At 61.5% G+C, this 15495-nt stretch carries 14 protein-coding genes; 7 read left to right on the top strand and 7 right to left on the bottom strand.

The genetic code is table 11. The features are described 5' to 3' along the window. Positions 1-288: 288 nt before the first annotated feature. The 7 genes from fleQ to CAG46_RS04120 all read right to left on the bottom strand — a co-directional run bounded on the left by fleQ (position 289) and on the right by CAG46_RS04120 (position 6734). Positions 289-1764, bottom strand: coding sequence for a transcriptional regulator FleQ (gene fleQ, locus CAG46_RS04150; RefSeq protein WP_046614590.1), 1476 nt, complete (start codon positions 1762-1764; stop codon positions 289-291). 166 nt (positions 1765-1930) lie between these two features. After that, a complete protein-coding gene (locus CAG46_RS04145) occupies positions 1931-2227 on the bottom strand; it encodes a flagellar protein FliT (protein WP_075045931.1) in 297 nt (98 codons plus the stop codon). A 14-nt stretch (positions 2228-2241) separates the two neighbouring features. Further along, positions 2242-2637: a flagellar export chaperone FliS gene (gene fliS, locus CAG46_RS04140; protein WP_003257284.1), complete on the bottom strand. Its 396-nt coding sequence runs from the start codon at positions 2635-2637 to the stop codon at positions 2242-2244. 134 nt (positions 2638-2771) lie between these two features. Next, positions 2772-4190 (bottom strand): flagellar filament capping protein FliD, encoded by a 1419-nt coding sequence (gene fliD, locus CAG46_RS04135; protein WP_085614536.1) that lies wholly within the window; start codon positions 4188-4190, stop codon positions 2772-2774. Between the two features lie 78 nt (positions 4191-4268). Further along, on the bottom strand, positions 4269-4628 hold the full coding sequence (locus tag CAG46_RS04130; protein WP_015271224.1) for a flagellar protein FlaG: 360 nt from the start codon (positions 4626-4628) through the stop codon (positions 4269-4271). A gap of 69 nt (positions 4629-4697) precedes the next feature. Further along, positions 4698-5546 carry a flagellin domain-containing protein gene (locus CAG46_RS04125; protein WP_015271225.1) on the bottom strand — a complete coding sequence of 283 codons (849 nt, stop codon included), beginning with the start codon at positions 5544-5546 and terminating at the stop codon, positions 4698-4700. Positions 5547-5798: 252 nt separating this feature from the next. Then, a complete protein-coding gene (locus tag CAG46_RS04120; protein ID WP_085614537.1) occupies positions 5799-6734 on the bottom strand; it encodes a ketoacyl-ACP synthase III in 936 nt (311 codons plus the stop codon). Positions 6735-7045: 311 nt separating this feature from the next. Between CAG46_RS04120 and CAG46_RS04115 the strand changes: the two genes are divergently transcribed. The 7 genes from CAG46_RS04115 to CAG46_RS04085 are packed head-to-tail and all read left to right on the top strand — an operon-like array spanning position 7046 to position 15447. Beyond that, positions 7046-8164 (top strand): DegT/DnrJ/EryC1/StrS aminotransferase family protein, encoded by a 1119-nt coding sequence (locus tag CAG46_RS04115; RefSeq protein WP_085614538.1) that lies wholly within the window; start codon positions 7046-7048, stop codon positions 8162-8164. Next, positions 8161-8904: a WbqC family protein gene (locus tag CAG46_RS04110; RefSeq protein WP_178080674.1), complete on the top strand. Its 744-nt coding sequence runs from the start codon at positions 8161-8163 to the stop codon at positions 8902-8904. Before CAG46_RS04115 ends, CAG46_RS04110 begins: the two co-directional genes overlap by 4 nt. Then, complete coding sequence (locus CAG46_RS04105; protein WP_085614540.1) at positions 8897-9877, top strand: hypothetical protein; 981 nt, start codon at positions 8897-8899, stop codon at positions 9875-9877. Before CAG46_RS04110 ends, CAG46_RS04105 begins: the two co-directional genes overlap by 8 nt. Then, on the top strand, positions 9874-10431 hold the full coding sequence (locus tag CAG46_RS04100; RefSeq protein ID WP_085589037.1) for a GNAT family N-acetyltransferase: 558 nt from the start codon (positions 9874-9876) through the stop codon (positions 10429-10431). The genes CAG46_RS04105 and CAG46_RS04100 overlap by 4 nt, the downstream gene beginning before the upstream one ends. Then, positions 10428-11207: a phytanoyl-CoA dioxygenase family protein gene (locus CAG46_RS04095; RefSeq protein ID WP_085614541.1), complete on the top strand. Its 780-nt coding sequence runs from the start codon at positions 10428-10430 to the stop codon at positions 11205-11207. Before CAG46_RS04100 ends, CAG46_RS04095 begins: the two co-directional genes overlap by 4 nt. Positions 11208-11212: 5 nt before the next feature. Beyond that, positions 11213-11941 carry a bifunctional 2-polyprenyl-6-hydroxyphenol methylase/3-demethylubiquinol 3-O-methyltransferase UbiG gene (locus CAG46_RS04090; protein ID WP_085614572.1) on the top strand — a complete coding sequence of 243 codons (729 nt, stop codon included), beginning with the start codon at positions 11213-11215 and terminating at the stop codon, positions 11939-11941. A gap of 2 nt (positions 11942-11943) precedes the next feature. Next, on the top strand, positions 11944-15447 hold the full coding sequence (locus CAG46_RS04085; RefSeq protein WP_085614542.1) for a glycosyltransferase family 2 protein: 3504 nt from the start codon (positions 11944-11946) through the stop codon (positions 15445-15447). The last annotated feature ends 48 nt before the right edge of the window (positions 15448-15495 follow it).

The following is a 15495-nucleotide window of genomic DNA, read 5'->3' as shown; positions in this document are numbered from 1 at the left end:
TCTCGCGTGGCTGACCGTCATAAAAACGGTGTGTTGCCAGCGGTGTAGCAATAGCCGTGCCGGAGATAGGGATTTGGGTTGGCTGTGCCGGCCTCTTCGCGGGCTTGCCCGCTCCCACAGGGACCGTGCAGGCTTCAAGCCTTGCGTAGTACTGGAGATTTTGGCTCCCTGTGCCGGCCTCTTCGCGGGCTTGCCCGCTCCCACAGGGATCACCGAATTCAAGCTGTGCATCGATCCTGTGGGAGCGGGCGCGCCCGCGAAGAGGCCGGTACAGGCAACCGCCAGCCGTCAATCCTCCGCCTGTTCCTCGCCACCCTGGCGGCTCATGCCGTACTTGCGCATCTTCTCGACCAGGGTGGTACGACGTATACGCAAACGTTCAGCCGCGCGCGCAACGATACCGTTGGCATCATCCAGCGCCTGCTGGATCAGACCCTGTTCCAGGCTACCCAGGTAGTCCTTCAGGTCCAGGCCTTCAGGTGGCAGCATGGCGTGGTTGCTGAAGTTCGGCGTATGGCCGTTGATTGCGACGCGCTCTTCCAGGTCGCTGCGCAGGCTGTCGACCATCTGCTCGTCTTCGTCATCGACGTAACGGAATTTCTTCGGCAGCTCGGACACGCCAATCACCCCGTACGGGTGCATGATCGCCATGCGCTCGACCAGGTTGGCCAGCTCGCGCACGTTGCCCGGCCAGCCGTGGCGACACAGCGACATGATCGACGCGGAGTTGAAGCGGATGGACCCGCGCTTCTCGTGCTCCATGCGCGAGATCAGCTCGTTCATCAGCAGCGGGATGTCTTCCACCCGTTCACGCAGCGGCGCCATCTCGATGGGGAACACGTTCAGGCGGTAGTACAGGTCTTCGCGGAACGTGCCCTCCTCGATCATGGTCTCGAGGTTCTTGTGGGTCGCGGCAATGATGCGCACATCGATGCTCTGGGTCTTGTTGCTGCCCACGCGCTCGAAGGTACGCTCCTGCAGTACGCGCAACAGCTTGACCTGCATCGGCAACGGCATGTCGCCGATTTCGTCGAGGAACAGGGTACCGCCATTGGCCAGCTCGAAACGCCCGGCACGGCTGGTGATCGCCCCGGTGAAGGCGCCCTTCTCGTGACCGAACAGTTCGCTTTCCAGCAGCTCGGCCGGGATCGCGCCGCAGTTGACCGGCACGAACGGCGCTTCGCGGCGCTTGGAATGGTAGTGCAGGTTGCGCGCGACCACTTCCTTGCCGGTGCCAGACTCACCCAGGATCAGCACGCTGGCATCGGTATCGGCCACCTGCTGCATCATCTGCCGCACGTGCTGGATGGCACGGCTGGTACCGACCAGGCTGCGGAACAGGTTGGGTTCGCGCTGGCGGCCACGCTCGCGCGCCTGGTCGTACATCTCGCGATAGACCTGGGCACGGTGCAGCGAATCCAGCAGCTGGCTGTAGCTTGGCGGCATTTCCAGGTTGGAAAGCACCCGGCGGCGAAGGTCTTCCGGGAACTCCGCAGAAGAAATTTCACCTAAAAGCAGAACCGGAAGGAACTCATCCCACCCAGCCACTGTCTTAACGAGCCCAAGCACACTGCCCGGGGCGTTTACAGTGCCAATGAGCACGCACAGCACTTCGCGACTCGAAGACAATGGCTCGACCACCTGCTGCCAGTCCTGGCTGGAGCAAGCGAGGTTTTCTTCGCCGAGGAAGTTAAGCACCACCGCCAGGTCGCGGCGGCGTGCGCTGTCGTCGTCGATCAGCAGAATCTTGGTTTCACGCCACATGCAATAGCAACTTCCCTAGTCATATCGGCGCCCGAGGGCGTGCTCGACATCATTCCGACTGAATGGTCAGTGTTCGGACGTCTGAAATTCGAAAACAGCCACTAGTAAAGTCAAAAAACACCAGCCAGTCAAATTAATGGCGCATGGCTTTTGGCAACATCTGTGGTCAGGTGAATAGATGGTATACCTTTGCCGCGTTCTTCGCCTGACGGATTTTCGTCATTTCATCCACCAAGGATTGACGTTCGCCACTTGCAACATCGATTAGTTGACGGTATACGGCCAGCAACTGCTCAAGGCTGGCACTGACATCGGCCTCGTTGCCTTTCGCCTCGCTCACCATGTCACCGATGCGCAAGCGGCATTCCAGGTCCAGCTCACCCACCGCTTCCCAGTTGCGCTCGGCCAGCGCCGCCAGCAGCATTTCCCGAGTCTGCTCGATCCGGGCGATTACTTCGTTCATGTCATCCTCCTTTATCAGGAAGCCGACGACTGATCGCCGATTGCGTCCCAACCTTCCTTCACAGTGATCAGCAGGCGCGCGACCTCGTCGATGATGGCCGGGTCACCCTTGACGTTGGCCTCGATCAGGCGACGGCTCATGTACATGTACAAGCTGTCCAGCTCAGCCAGGCTGTCGGCATGGTTTTCCAGGTCCAGGCCTTCGCGCAAGCCGCCGATGATGTCAATGGCCTTGCCGATGAGGATGCCCCTTTGCGCGATGTCGTTGCGGGCAATGGCGCCCTTGGCCTGCGCCATGCGATCAAGGCCGCCCTGCATGAGCATCTGCACCAGGCGGTGCGGGCTGGCTTCGGACGTCTGCGCTGCGCCGTTGACTTTCTGGTACTGCCGAAGGGCCAACATCGGGTTCATGGATCTGCCTCGTTGCTGCGGTAAAAAGTTGCTTGTACCTGCTGTATCGCCTGTACGTCAAAAAACTTTAGGGGAAAAGCAAAAAGCCCGGGGCGTCTCGCGGACGCCGCCGGGCTTTTGGCATGTTCAGCCGATCAGGATTTCTTGGCCTGGGCGTTGATCGCTTCGAAGATCGAGGTGATCTGGTCGGCCTGGGCTTTCATCTTGCCCAGGGCGGTGTCCAGGGCCACGTACTTCTTGGTCAGCGATTCAGTCAGCGACTCGGTGCGGCGATCAAGCGCGGCCTGCTGGTTGGCCAGTTCCGAGACTGCCTTGTCGAGGTTCGACTTGCGCGTTGCAAGGCTGCCATCGGTCTTGTTGTAAGGATCGATGGCCTTGTTCATGCGCTCGAAGATGCCGTCGGTACCGGTGAACAGCTCCTGCACTTCCGGGCCGAGCTTCTTGTCGTTCATCGCCGCGGTGAACTTGCTGCTGTTGAATTCGAGCGTGCCATCTTTCTGGGTGTTGATACCCAACTGGCTCAGCGTGGTCAGCTGGTCGCCGGCCCCCACCTCACTCAGCACCTTGCGCACATCACCCAACAGAGAGCGGGTGGTCGGGTCGTTGGTGAGCGGGCCGAGCACCAGCTTGTCATCGTCATCACGGCTGGTCGACGTCAGCGACGTGATCGCCTTCTGCAGCGTATTGTAGGCATCGACGAAGCTCTGGACCGACTTCTTCAGGCCATCGTTGTCCGCCGCAACGGTGACCGCGGTCGGCGTACCAGTGGGGACGCCGCTGGCCTTCGGGCTGACCCCGGTCAACTCCAGGGTCATGCCGCTGATGGCGCTATCGAGCGTGTTGGAGGCACTCTTGACCTTCAAGCCGTCGATGGTCAGTTCAGCGTCCTGGGCCTTGGCAGTGATGAAGCCCGCACCGGTCCCGGACATCTGCGTGGTGCCATCGATTGTCAGCTCGGCGATACCGCTCAGGGAAATGTCAGTCCCCGCACCTGTGGTGGTCGAGCTGAGCACCAGGCGCGAGCCGCCTTCCTCGTTGACGATGTTGGCGGAAATGCCGTTGGCGCTCATTTCCTTGTTGATCTGGTCGCGCACACTTTGCAGCGTCGCACCACTGGCCACGTCCAGGTTGTAGGTCTTGCCGTTCTGGCTGATGGTCAGCTGGCCAGCACTGATCGGGCTGGTGGCACCACCGCTGAACTGCTGGCTGGCCACTTTCGAGCTGGTGGCCAGCTTGTCCACCACGATGTCATAGCTACCCGCTACCGCAGAGTTGCTCGACTTGACCTTGACCACCGACTCGTTGGCCGAGGTCGCTGCATAGGCGTTGAACGACGGCGCATCCTTGTTGTTGAGCGCCTTCATGGCGTCCTGGAATGCCGTGAGGGCACTGCGCAGCGAGCCAATACCCGAAATCATCGCAGTGTTGTTGCTGGTTTGCCGAGTGATCTGCGCCTGCTTGGCGGATGTATCGGCCTTGACCAACGCGGTCACGATCTCGGTAATGTTGAGACCAGAACCCAGGCCTGTACTGGAAGTAATCGGGCTTGCCATGCTGTAGTCCCTCTCATCAACGCGTCAACCCGCTCCTGCGGGACAGACATGCTTCACTTCATTGGTGTTCGCCGCCAACTATACCTTGGCGTCGAACAGAACACTTTTGACATCGCTCAGGCTGTGAGCGATCCGCAGGGCCTCTTCCGAGGGCAACTGGCGAATCAGTTCACCACTGTCGGTAGCGATGACTTTGACCACGATCTTGCCGGATTCTTCATCCGTGGAAAATTCCAGATTGCGCTGCGACGCCTTCAGGAACTTTTCGATCTCCGAAACGGCATGTTTGACCTTGTCGGCATCCTGCACCGCCTTGGCGTCTTTCTTGTCGTCTTCGGGTTTTACGTTTTCCGTCGACCGGGCAACCGGTTTTTCGGCAACCTGCTCGGCCGGACGTGCGGCCGGATAAGACAGGTTCAGCTTGACGCTCATGTCCATGCCCACCACCTCGCAATGAAAAGGCGGGGAAGTGCCTTACCAGCACTTCCCCGCCAGCAACCAGGCAGATTAGCCCAGCAGCTTCAGTACTGCCGACGGCAGCTGGTTGGCCTGGGCCAGAACCGAGGTGGAAGCTTGCTGCAGGGTCTGCTGCTTGGTCAGCTGGGCAGTTTCAGCAGCGAAGTCGGTGTCCTGTACACGGCCACGAGCAGCTTCGGCGTTTTCGTTGATGTTTTGCAGGTTGTTGATGGTGCTGGTCAGACGGTTCTGCGCGGCACCCAGGTCAGCACGGTTGCTGTTGATGGTTTGCAGAGCGGCGTCGATGGCCGAAACAGCAGCGCTGAAGTTGGCTTCGGCGGTGGTGGTGTCGGAACCCTGAATGTTGATCGAGGAAGTAACGCCCAGGTCCGAAGCGGTGAACTTGGCGCTCAGGTCGATGGTGATCTGGTTGGCGGAACCGGTGTTGGAACCAACCTGGAAGGTCATGACCGAAGCCGAACCGTCCAGCAGGTTCTTGCCGTTCAGCTGGGTGCTGTTGGCGATACGGGTCAGTTCCGAAGCCATCGACTGGAATTCTTTGTCCAGAGCGACACGGTCGTTGGTGCTGTTCGAGTCGTTTCGGGACTGAACGGCCAGTTCACGCATACGCTGCAGGATGTTGGTCTGCTCTTGCATCGCGCCTTCAGCGGTCTGGGCGATGGAGATACCGTCGTTGGCGTTTTTGATAGCCATGGTCTGACCACGGATCTGCGAGGTCATGCGGGTAGCGATCTGCAGGCCGGCGGCGTCGTCTTTGGCGCTGTTGATTTTCAGGCCGGAGGACAGACGGGTCATCGAGGTGCTCAGCGCATCGGAAGCACGGTTCAGGTTTTTCTGAACGCCCAGAGAGGTGGTGTTGGTGTTAACAGTCAAAGCCATGACGAATTCCTCGTTGGATTGGGTACTACGGCTTCCGGCCTTGGCAATTCGCCGGGTGTGGCACAGAGAACCTTCGTAATGTTTATCGTCGTCAGGGCAGTTTGCTTTAGGGCGATTTCTCACTTTTTTTGCTGGCATCCGGCCATCCCAATGAAATCAAGGGTTTGACGCCAGAAAACCATCATCAGAAACGAAAGAAGCGCGGCCCGAGGTCGGGCAGCGCTTCTTTGATAACGCGAGGGTGACGCTCGATCAGCCGTTGCGCTCGATGATCGCCGAACCCCAGGACAGGCCGACGCCGAAGCCACTGAGCGCAACGCGCTTGTGCTGCGAGTTCATCACGTGCTTTTCCAGCAGCAACGGGATGCTCGACGACACGGTATTGCCGGTCTCGACCATGTCCTTGACGAACTTCTGCTTGTGCGCGCCCTCATCGAAGCGCGCAGACACGGCATCAACGATCGCCGCGCTGCCCTGATGCAGGCAGTACAGGTCGATGTCCTCGGCGCGCAACTGGCTGGCCTCGAGCAACTGCTGCAGGTGCGCAGGCACTTTGACCAGGGCGAAGTTGTAGACCTGACGGCCGTTCATGAAGAACTTGCCGTCGGTGGTGCGCAAGTGCTCGGCACCTGCACCATCGCTGCCGAACAGCGATCTGCCAAGCTGCCAGGCAGCATCTTCGCCCATCCAGGTCGCGGTCGCGGCATCCCCGAACAACATGGTCGTGTTGCGATCCTCGGGGTCGACGATCTTCGAATAGGGGTCGGCGGTAATCAGCAGGCCATTCTTCAGGCCCGCCGCTTCCATGAAGCCCTTCATCGCATACAACCCATAGACGTAGCCGGAGCAGCCCAGGGAAACATCGAACGCCGCGACATGCGTCGACAGCCCCAGCTTGTGCTGGACGATCGCGGCCGTATGCGGCAGGCCTTCGGCATCACCATTCTGAGTGACCACGATCACCGCATCGATGGCCGCCGGGTCAAGCGATGGATTGGCAGCGAACAGCGTCCTGGCCGCCTCGACACACAGGTCAGAGGTTTCCTGGGCCGCATCCTTGCGCGGCAAGAAGGTCGAACCGATCTTGCCGAAGATGAAATCCTGATCCTTGCCGAATTTCGCACCCTGAGCGTAGTTATCCACGCCTTCTACAGGTACGTAACTGGCGATGCTTTTGATGCCAATCATTGTGGCTTCCCGATGGAAATGGCAAAAATTCGCAGGTAACGCGGCCATGGCTGCCAGAACTTGCACCCCACGGCGACGGGACTACCCACAGACTCAATAGATTAAAGATGCACGTTTCGACTGCCAAGTCACGATCAACGACAGATTGAACACAATCATACCAATGGAGAAGGTTGGCCGACTTCTTGCTATCAACCCATCAACCCGGTGCCGGCCGTCGGTTTCATGGCGAAACCTCGTCTGCGCACGTTGTTCAGCGGCAGGAACCAGCTTGCCCTGCTTCTATAACCGAAAAAACGAGCAGTGCCGCCATGGCCAAACCGATCACCGTAACCAGCCCTCTCCTGCCCCCCCTGGAAGAGTTCCTTCCTTATCTGGAGAGTATCTGGAAAAGCAAGCGCCTGACCAATGCAGGGCCGTTCCATCAACAGCTGGAAAGTGAGCTGGCCGAATACCTGGGCGTCAAACACATATCGCTGTTCTCCAATGGCACCCTGGCGCTGGTGACAGCGCTGCAGGCGCTACGCGTGACGGGCGAAGTCATCACCACCCCCTACTCCTTCGTCGCCACAGCCCATTCGCTTTTGTGGAACAACCTCAAGCCAGTCTTCGTCGACATCGATCCGCGTACCAACAACCTGGACCCACAACGCGTCATCGAAGCGATCACCCCTGAGACCACGGCAATTCTCCCGGTCCATTGCTATGGCATCCCTTGCGACATCGGTGCCATCCAGGAGATCGCAGACACCTACGGCCTGAAGGTGATCTATGACGCCGCCCACGCCTTTGGTGTACGCCAGGACGGGCGCAGCATTCTCGACAATGGCGACCTGTCGATCCTCAGCTTCCACGCCACCAAGGTATTCAACACCTTCGAGGGCGGTGCGATCATCTGCCAGGACGAAAAGCTCAAGCGCCGTATCGATTTCCTGAAGAATTTCGGCTTTGTCGATGAAACCGTGATCATGGCCACCGGCATCAACGGCAAGATGAACGAGATCCAGGCAGCGTTCGGTGTGTTGCAACTGCGCCACATCGATGATGCCCTGCAGCGCCGCCGCCAGGTCTTCGAGCGCTACCGCCGGGCCCTGGAAGACGTTGACGGTATCTCCCTGCTGCAACAGCCGGAAGGGCTCGACTGGAACTACGCCTATTGCCCCATCCTGATCGATGAACAACGCTTCGGTATCTCGCGCGATGCGCTGTACCAGCGCTATCGCGACCAGGACATCCTGGTGCGCCGTTACTTCTACCCACTGATCTGCGAATTCCCCATGTACCGGGGCCTGGCCAGCTCCAATCTGGAACGCCTGCCCAACGCCCTGAGGATCTCGAGCCAGGTGCTGTGCCTGCCGATCTATCCGGACCTGGACGTACCATCCCAGGAACAGATCATCGATATCCTGCTGCAGGCTCGCCAGGCATGACCCGACAGACCGCCCCCCGTTCGCCCGGGCGTCATCGGGTTGCCTTGATGCAGCCGTACTTCCTGCCATACCTGGGTTATTTCCAGCTGATCGCTGCTGCGGATCACTTTGTCCTCTATGACAATGTGCAATTCATCAAGAACGGCTGGATCGAGCGCAACCGTTATCTGCTCGACGGCGAAGCCAAGTGGTTTCGTATCGCCCTGGCCAAGGCCAGCCATACCCAGCACATCATGCAGCGGCGCATTGCCGAACAGTTCGAGCTCGCCGACCTGCTCAACAAGCTCGACTTCGCCTACCGCAAGGCGCCCCGTCGCGCGCCGGTGATGGCCTGGCTGGAAGCGCTGCTCACCCCGTCCGCTGACAGCATCGCAACGCTTGATGAGCGCCTGCTCAAGGCCTGCTGCACGCTGCTCGGCATCGACACACCGATATCACGCGCAAGCGCGCTGCCCATCACCGGCGAGGCCTCGAGCCAGGAGCGGGTCATTCAGATCGTTCAGGCGTGCGGCGCAACCCATTACCTCAACCCGATCGGTGGCGGGCACTTGTACCAGGCCGAGGCATTCCAGCAAGCCGGCATCACCCTGGAACTGCTTGGCGCCACGCTGCCCCCATATTCCCAGGGCAGCGACAGCCAACCCTTCGTTGCCGGGCTGTCGATCCTCGACGCCTTGATGTTCCAGGAGCCAGAAGTGGTGGGTACCTGGGCCAGACTCGGAGAAATCCAAAGTGCCTGAGGCCATAGGCGGCTATTTCGAACTGGAACTGCGCAGCGGCCAGCACCCCTACCCACAAGCCAAGGCGTTCAACAGTGCCCGCTCGGCCTTTCGCGCCTTGATGCAGGCACGTGATCTGCGCCGTGTCCACCTGCCCCACTATATCTGCGCCGTCCTTGAACAAGCGCTGGCCGGCCTGGACATCGAAGTGTGCCGCTACACGCTGGACGCCGAACTCTCCCTGGCCGCCCTGCCTGACGTGGCTGCCGACGAAGGTCTGTTGTACGTCGACTACTTCGGGCTCAAGGCCGACTACGTCCGCCAGGTGCTCGCGCCCCGCTACGGGCAGCAGTTGATCATCGACAACTCCCAGGCATTGTTCAGCCAGGCATTGCCAGGCATTGCCACCCTCTACTCGCCGCGCAAGTTCGTCGGTGTGGCCGATGGTGGCTGGCTGGTCAATGGCCCCGCCCGGATGCCCGAGGCACAGCCCAGCGCTTCGCGCTACCGCTTCGCGGCACTGCTCGGAAGGCTCGAGCAGGCGGCCGAGCAGCACTACAACGAATATCAGGCAAATGAGGCAGCACTGGCCGAGCAAGGCGTTCGAGCCATGTCCGCCAGCACCGCGCGCATCCTCGACAGCATCGACTATGCAAGCGTGGCTGACCGGCGCCGCAACAATCTGACCCTGCTGCGCGAGCGGCTGGACGGCTGCAATCGCTTCAGCGCCTGGCCCGGCGAGCTGCCTGCGGCCCTGTGCTACCCGCTGCTGCTCGATTCGCCTGCCCAGGCAAACCGCCTGCGCAGGCACCTGCTCGACCAAGCCATCTATGTTCCCTGCTACTGGCGGGAACTGATCGACAACCCGACGACACCCGCGCTGGAGCGGCATCTGGCCGAATGCCTGTTGCCACTGCCGATGGACCAACGCTACGGGGCCACGGACATGCACCGCCTGGCCGACGCCGTCATCCTGCATATGAGGACACCATGAGCATCAACGGCCAACGCATCGTGCTCAGAGCACTGGAACTCGAAGACCTGCCCATGTTGCACCGCTGGTCCAACGATGAAGCCCTGTGGAGCCTGCTGGGCGGCTGGCACTTCCCCGTCTCGCGCGAAGCTCAGCGGGATTGGCTGCTAGGCCTCAAGGGTGACCCGCTGAATCAACGCTTTGGTATCGAGGTCGCCCAGCACGGCCTGATCGGCACGGCCAACCTGGTGGGGATCGACTGGAAGAACGGCACGGCAGAGCACGGCATGATGATCGGCGACAGTTCACTGCGTGGCCAAGGCTATGGCACCGAGGTGATCAGCACGGTCATGCGCTACGCCTTCGATGAACTGGGCCTGCATCGCCTGTGGACGACCATCATCGAATACAACGAAGCCTCCCTCGCCACCTACACGCGCAAGGTGCCGTGGTCCATCGAAGGGGTCCAGCGCCAGTGGTACTATCGAAAAGGGCAACGTTGGGACCGGATCCTGCTCGGCGTCACCGCCGAAGACTATCGCCACTGGCGCGATGAGCAGGAGCAAGGCCGATGAATGCACTGCACGAAACCCTGCAGCGCAATGGCTACGCTTGCGTACCCGACCTGATCGCCCAACCGCTGCTCGACCATTTGCGCAACGACCTGGCCACGGCCATCGAGCGATGCCGCCAGGTACAACTGGAAAACGGCATCACCCAGCGCACGGAGCAGACGGCCCACCACATCATCACCCGTGACAGCCACTTCCCTGAACTGCTGGCCAGGTTCGCCGACTGGGGGCTGGTCGACACCCTCGCGCACATGCTCGGCGGTGTGCCGATACTCAACTCCTTTGGCGGCTTGAACAACCTGAACAGTACCGATGCCTACGTTCGCAACGTGCACCGTGATGTCCGTTCGTGGTCTGCCGAGAACATGCAGATGGCCCAGGCCCTGGTGCTGCTGGACGACTTCACCGCCGACAACGGTGCAACGCTGTTCCTGCCGGGTTCACATGGCGCCCCGCACAAGCCCACCGACGCCATTTTTGAAGCCCAGGCGCACATGGCCCTGGGCCGCGCAGGCTCGATCTACCTGTTCGATTCGCGCATCTGGCACGCCGCCGGGGTCAACCGCACCACCCTGCCCCGCCGTTGCCTTACCCTGACCTTCACCCGCAGCCATTTCAAGCCGCAATTCGACTACTGCCGGGCGCTCGGCGAAGCCTTCTGCGTCTCGCAACCGCCTGCGGTCCAACAACTGCTCGGCTGGTATGCCCGTACCCCGACAACCCTTCATGAGTGGTACCAGCCTGAAGATCAGCGCTTTTACCGCAAGAACCAGGGATGAGCCCCATGACCACACGCGACTACAACAAAGAGTTCCAGGACAACGCGCACCGCAGCTATTTCTATGATTTCGATGCGCGGCTCAGGGGCTACATGCTGGACACCTTCTCGCCCTGGCTGGTCAACGGCCCGGCGCTGGAGATGGGCTGCTTCGAAGGCGCCTTCACCGCCCTGTTCGCCAAGCGTTTCTCCGACCTGACGGTGATCGAGGCGGCCAGCGACCTGATCGAGGTGACGCGCAAGCGTGTCGATGCGCCCATCCAGTTCATCTGCAGCACGTTCGAACAAGCCCAGGTCGAACCGCGCTACAGCAACATTTTCCTGATCCACACGCTGGAACACCTGGACGACCGCCGTGGCGTGCTGGAGCGTGTGCGTGGCTGGCTGGCGCCCGGCGGCCGGCTGTTCATCGCCGTCCCCAACGCCAACGCACCATCGCGCCAGATCGCGGTGAAGATGGGTCTTATCGAGCACAACAGCGCCGTCACCGAAGGCGAGCGCCTGCACGGCCACCGCGTGACCTACAGCCTCGACACCCTTGAGCAGGAAGTACGTGGCGCCGGCTGGACCGTGCGCCAGCGAGGCGGCGTGTTCTTCAAGCCTCTGGCCAACTTCCAGCTGGACAAGGCCCTGCAGAGTCAACTGATCGACGATCGATTCATGGATGCCTGCCAGGCCCTCGGCATGGTCTACCCGGACCTGTGCGCCAGCGTCTACGTCGTCTGCGAGAACTGAACATGACCCCTGCAAGCCTGCACGGCAAGCCGCGCCACCCCTACTACATCTGCGCACCCGATTACCGCGAAACCTCTTCCGGTGTGTGCGTGCTGCATTACCTTTGCCACGCCCTGAACCTGGCAGGTCATGAAGCCTACGTGACTCATTGCAAGGTCAACCCAGCGCTGCGCACGCCGATCCTCACCGATGAGATCCGCCTGCGCCACATGGCCCTTGGCCTGGCCCCCATCGCGGTGTACCCGGAAGTCGCCGATGGCAACCCGATCGGCGCACCGATCGTGGCCCGCTACATCCTCAACCGTGAAGGCTTCCTGACCGGCAGGGCCATCGATGCCCGGGAATCGGACCTGTTCTTCTACTACACCCAGGATTTTCGCGGTAATGCCAAGAGCGACGACCTGCTGCTGCTGCCGGTAATCGACTCGGAACTGTTCTCGCCACCTGCCGAGCCGATCGAACGTCGCGGTCACTACCTCTACCTCAATCGCTTCGACAAGACCAAGGTCGACTACTCGCTGCTGCCGGACGACATCGAAGTGCTGAGCCTGGCCAACCCGAAGACACTTGCGCAACTGGCGCAGATCTTCCGTCAGGCCTCGGTGCTGTACAGCTACGAGATTTCCGCCACCTGCACAGAAGCCATGCTGTGCGGCTGCCCGGTCATCTACATGCCAGGCGGCCATGTCACGGCCCAGCCATTCGTCGAACAGTTCGGTAACGCCGGTTCGGCCTTGTACCACGAGCCCGGGGGGCTGGAGCGCGCCCGTGCAAGCGTGATGCAAGCGCGTATGCGCTGGCTGGATATCGAGCGGGCCTTCTGGCCGCAACTGCAGCGGTTCATCGATACCACCCAGCGCGCGGCGGTGCGCCACGTTGTGCAAAGCCAGGTGCCTTCAGTCAGGGACTGGCTGCTGCAGCGCCAACTCACCCCCGTGCAGCAGCAGCTGACCGACGCACGTCGCCAGCAACTGTCGGGGCTGACCAGCCTGACCTTGCTGGTACGTGATGAAAAAGGCGATGCCGCCGCACTCCAGGACACGCTCGACAGCATCGCCTGGTGGCGCACGTCGTCCTCCATCCGCCTGAGCACCGTGGTGCTCAGCACCCGGACAGCGCCACCAGCACTTGCCGCAGGTGTGCGCTGGCTGCATTGCACGGCCCCGGGCGCCCTCGAACTGAACGAGGCCCTGCAACGCGAAGACAGCGACTGGATGATGCTGCTCGACGCTGGTGACGAGATCCTGCCGTCCGGCGCCCTGATGCTGGACCTGGAACTTGCCGGTGCCGAAGGCTGCCGCATGCTGTACTGCGATGGCATGTTCCGCTCCGCCGAAGGCCCTGGCGCCGTATTGCGCCCAGGCGTCAACCTCGACTACCTGCTGAGCCTGCCGCTGGCCATGGCGTCCCACTGGCTGGTACGGCGAACCTTGGCGCTGCAGGTCGGCGGCTACGACCCGAGCCTGCCACGTGCATTGGAACTGGACCTGACCCTGCGCCTGATCGAACAGGACGGCCTGGCCGGCATTGCTCACCTCGATGAAGCCTTCATCGTCAGCAACACCCCTTTGATCGAAGACAACGCCGACGAGCGAAATGCCATCAGCCGACATCTGGCCAACCGCGGCTACGTCAACGCGCAAGTGCTGGAAAGCCCCGCTCGCCATTACCACATCAAGTACGGTCATGCGCAGCAACCGCTTGTATCGATCATTATCCCGACCCGCGACAACCTGGCCCTGCTGCAACGCTGCGTGGAAAGCCTGCTGGAAAAGACAGGCTACCCACATTTTGAAATCATCCTGGTCGACAACGACAGCCAGGACCAGCAGACCCATGACTGGCTGAACAACATGGCCATGATCGGCCAGGACCGCCTGAGCGTGCTGCGCTACCCTGGGCCGTTCAACTTCAGCGCCATCAACAACTTCGCCGCAGGGCAGGCCCGCGGTGAATACCTGGTGTTGATGAACAACGATGTGGCTGTGCTCGACGGGCATTGGCTGGACGAACTGCTCAACCACGCCCAACGCCCTGAAGTCGGCGCGGTCGGGGCCAAATTACTGACACCTGCAGGGCGTATCCAGCACGCCGGGCTGATCGGCGGCCTGCATGGCCCTGCCGGCAGCCCATCGCTGGACCAACCCGCCAACGCCAGCGGCTACCTGCAGCGCCTGCACGTCGACCAGAGCATGAGCGCTGTCAGTGCCAGCTGCCTGATGGTCGATAAAGCGCTTTACCTGGCTGCCAACGGCATGGACGACGAACACTTCCAGGTCACCTGCAACGATCTCGACTTGTGCCTGAAGCTGGTCGAGATGGGCTACCTGAACGTCTGGACGCCGCATGCCACGCTGGTTCATGAAGGGGGCGCCAGCTGGGCACAAGTGCGCAAACTGCCGCAGATGCGCGAACGCTTCGCCCAGGATCAGCACAATGCCTATGCCAAGTGGCTGCCCCAGCTGGCCAACGATCCGGCACACAACCGGCACCTTTCCCTGCATGGCAGCGGCTTTGAATTCGAGCGCTTGATGGAGCTGAGCTGGCGGCCGTTGTGCTGGCGTCCGCTGCCTGTGGTGCTGGCCTGCCCGAGCCAGGACGAGCATGCTGCGGCGCAACTGCAAGCGGCATTCAACAACCTGCGTGACGCAGGGCAGATCGACGGCTGCGTTAGCGATCGCCTGCTCAGCCCGGTCGAAGTGCAACGCCTGCGCCCTGACGTGATCGTGCTCCAGCACACCTGCGACGCTCGCCGGCTGCCGCGCCTGAGCCAGATGCTGGGCCTGTCGTCGGCGTTCAAGATCCTTCAGGTGACTGCCCTGCCGAACACCGCCGCAGAACGCGACACCCTCGAGCAAGCGGCGCGCATGGTGGACCGCATCGTGGTCTGCAGCCAGGCACTGGCCAACAACCTCGAGGGCCTGCATGACGATATCCAGGTCATCGACAACCGACTCGATGGACAATGGGCAGACCTGCCGCGACCTGTTCGACTCGAAGGCAAGCCTCGCCTCGGCTGTGCCTTCCTCGGCAACGACCCGGCCACGGCCGAACTGGCCGAGCAGGTGGTTCGTCACTGGGCCTCACGCGTGGACTGGGTACTTTGGGGAGATGTACCGGCACACCTGCAACAGCATGCCCGCGAACTGCACCCGGCACAGGTACAGCATTCGCCCAGGCTGCTGGCCAGCCTGAACCTTGATGCTGCCCTGCTGATTCGCAGCGACAGCACCCAGGCTGCATACGACGACGCCTTGGCACTGATGCAACTCGGCGCCTGCGGCTATGCGGTGGCCTGCAGCGACGTAGCCACCCTGCCCGCCAGCCTGTGCGTCACGCGTGCGGCCAATGAAGTATCGGCCTGGAACGATGCCATCACTGCCTTGGTCGACGATGAGCCAGCCCGGAACCACCAAGGCGCGGCACTGCGTGCGCAGGTGGGCCAGGCAGCCATGGCTGACGCAGCCTACCTGCAGAGGCTGGCGTCGGCCTGGCTGCCAGGTTGATCGATGGTGGCTGAGTCGCGCACTCAGCCGCCACTGCCGCCAGGCAAT

The organism is Pseudomonas sp. B23(2017) (assembly GCF_002113725.1).
Classification (GTDB): domain Bacteria; phylum Pseudomonadota; class Gammaproteobacteria; order Pseudomonadales; family Pseudomonadaceae; genus Aquipseudomonas; species Aquipseudomonas putida_Z.
This window is presented reverse-complemented; position numbering and strand designations above follow the sequence as displayed.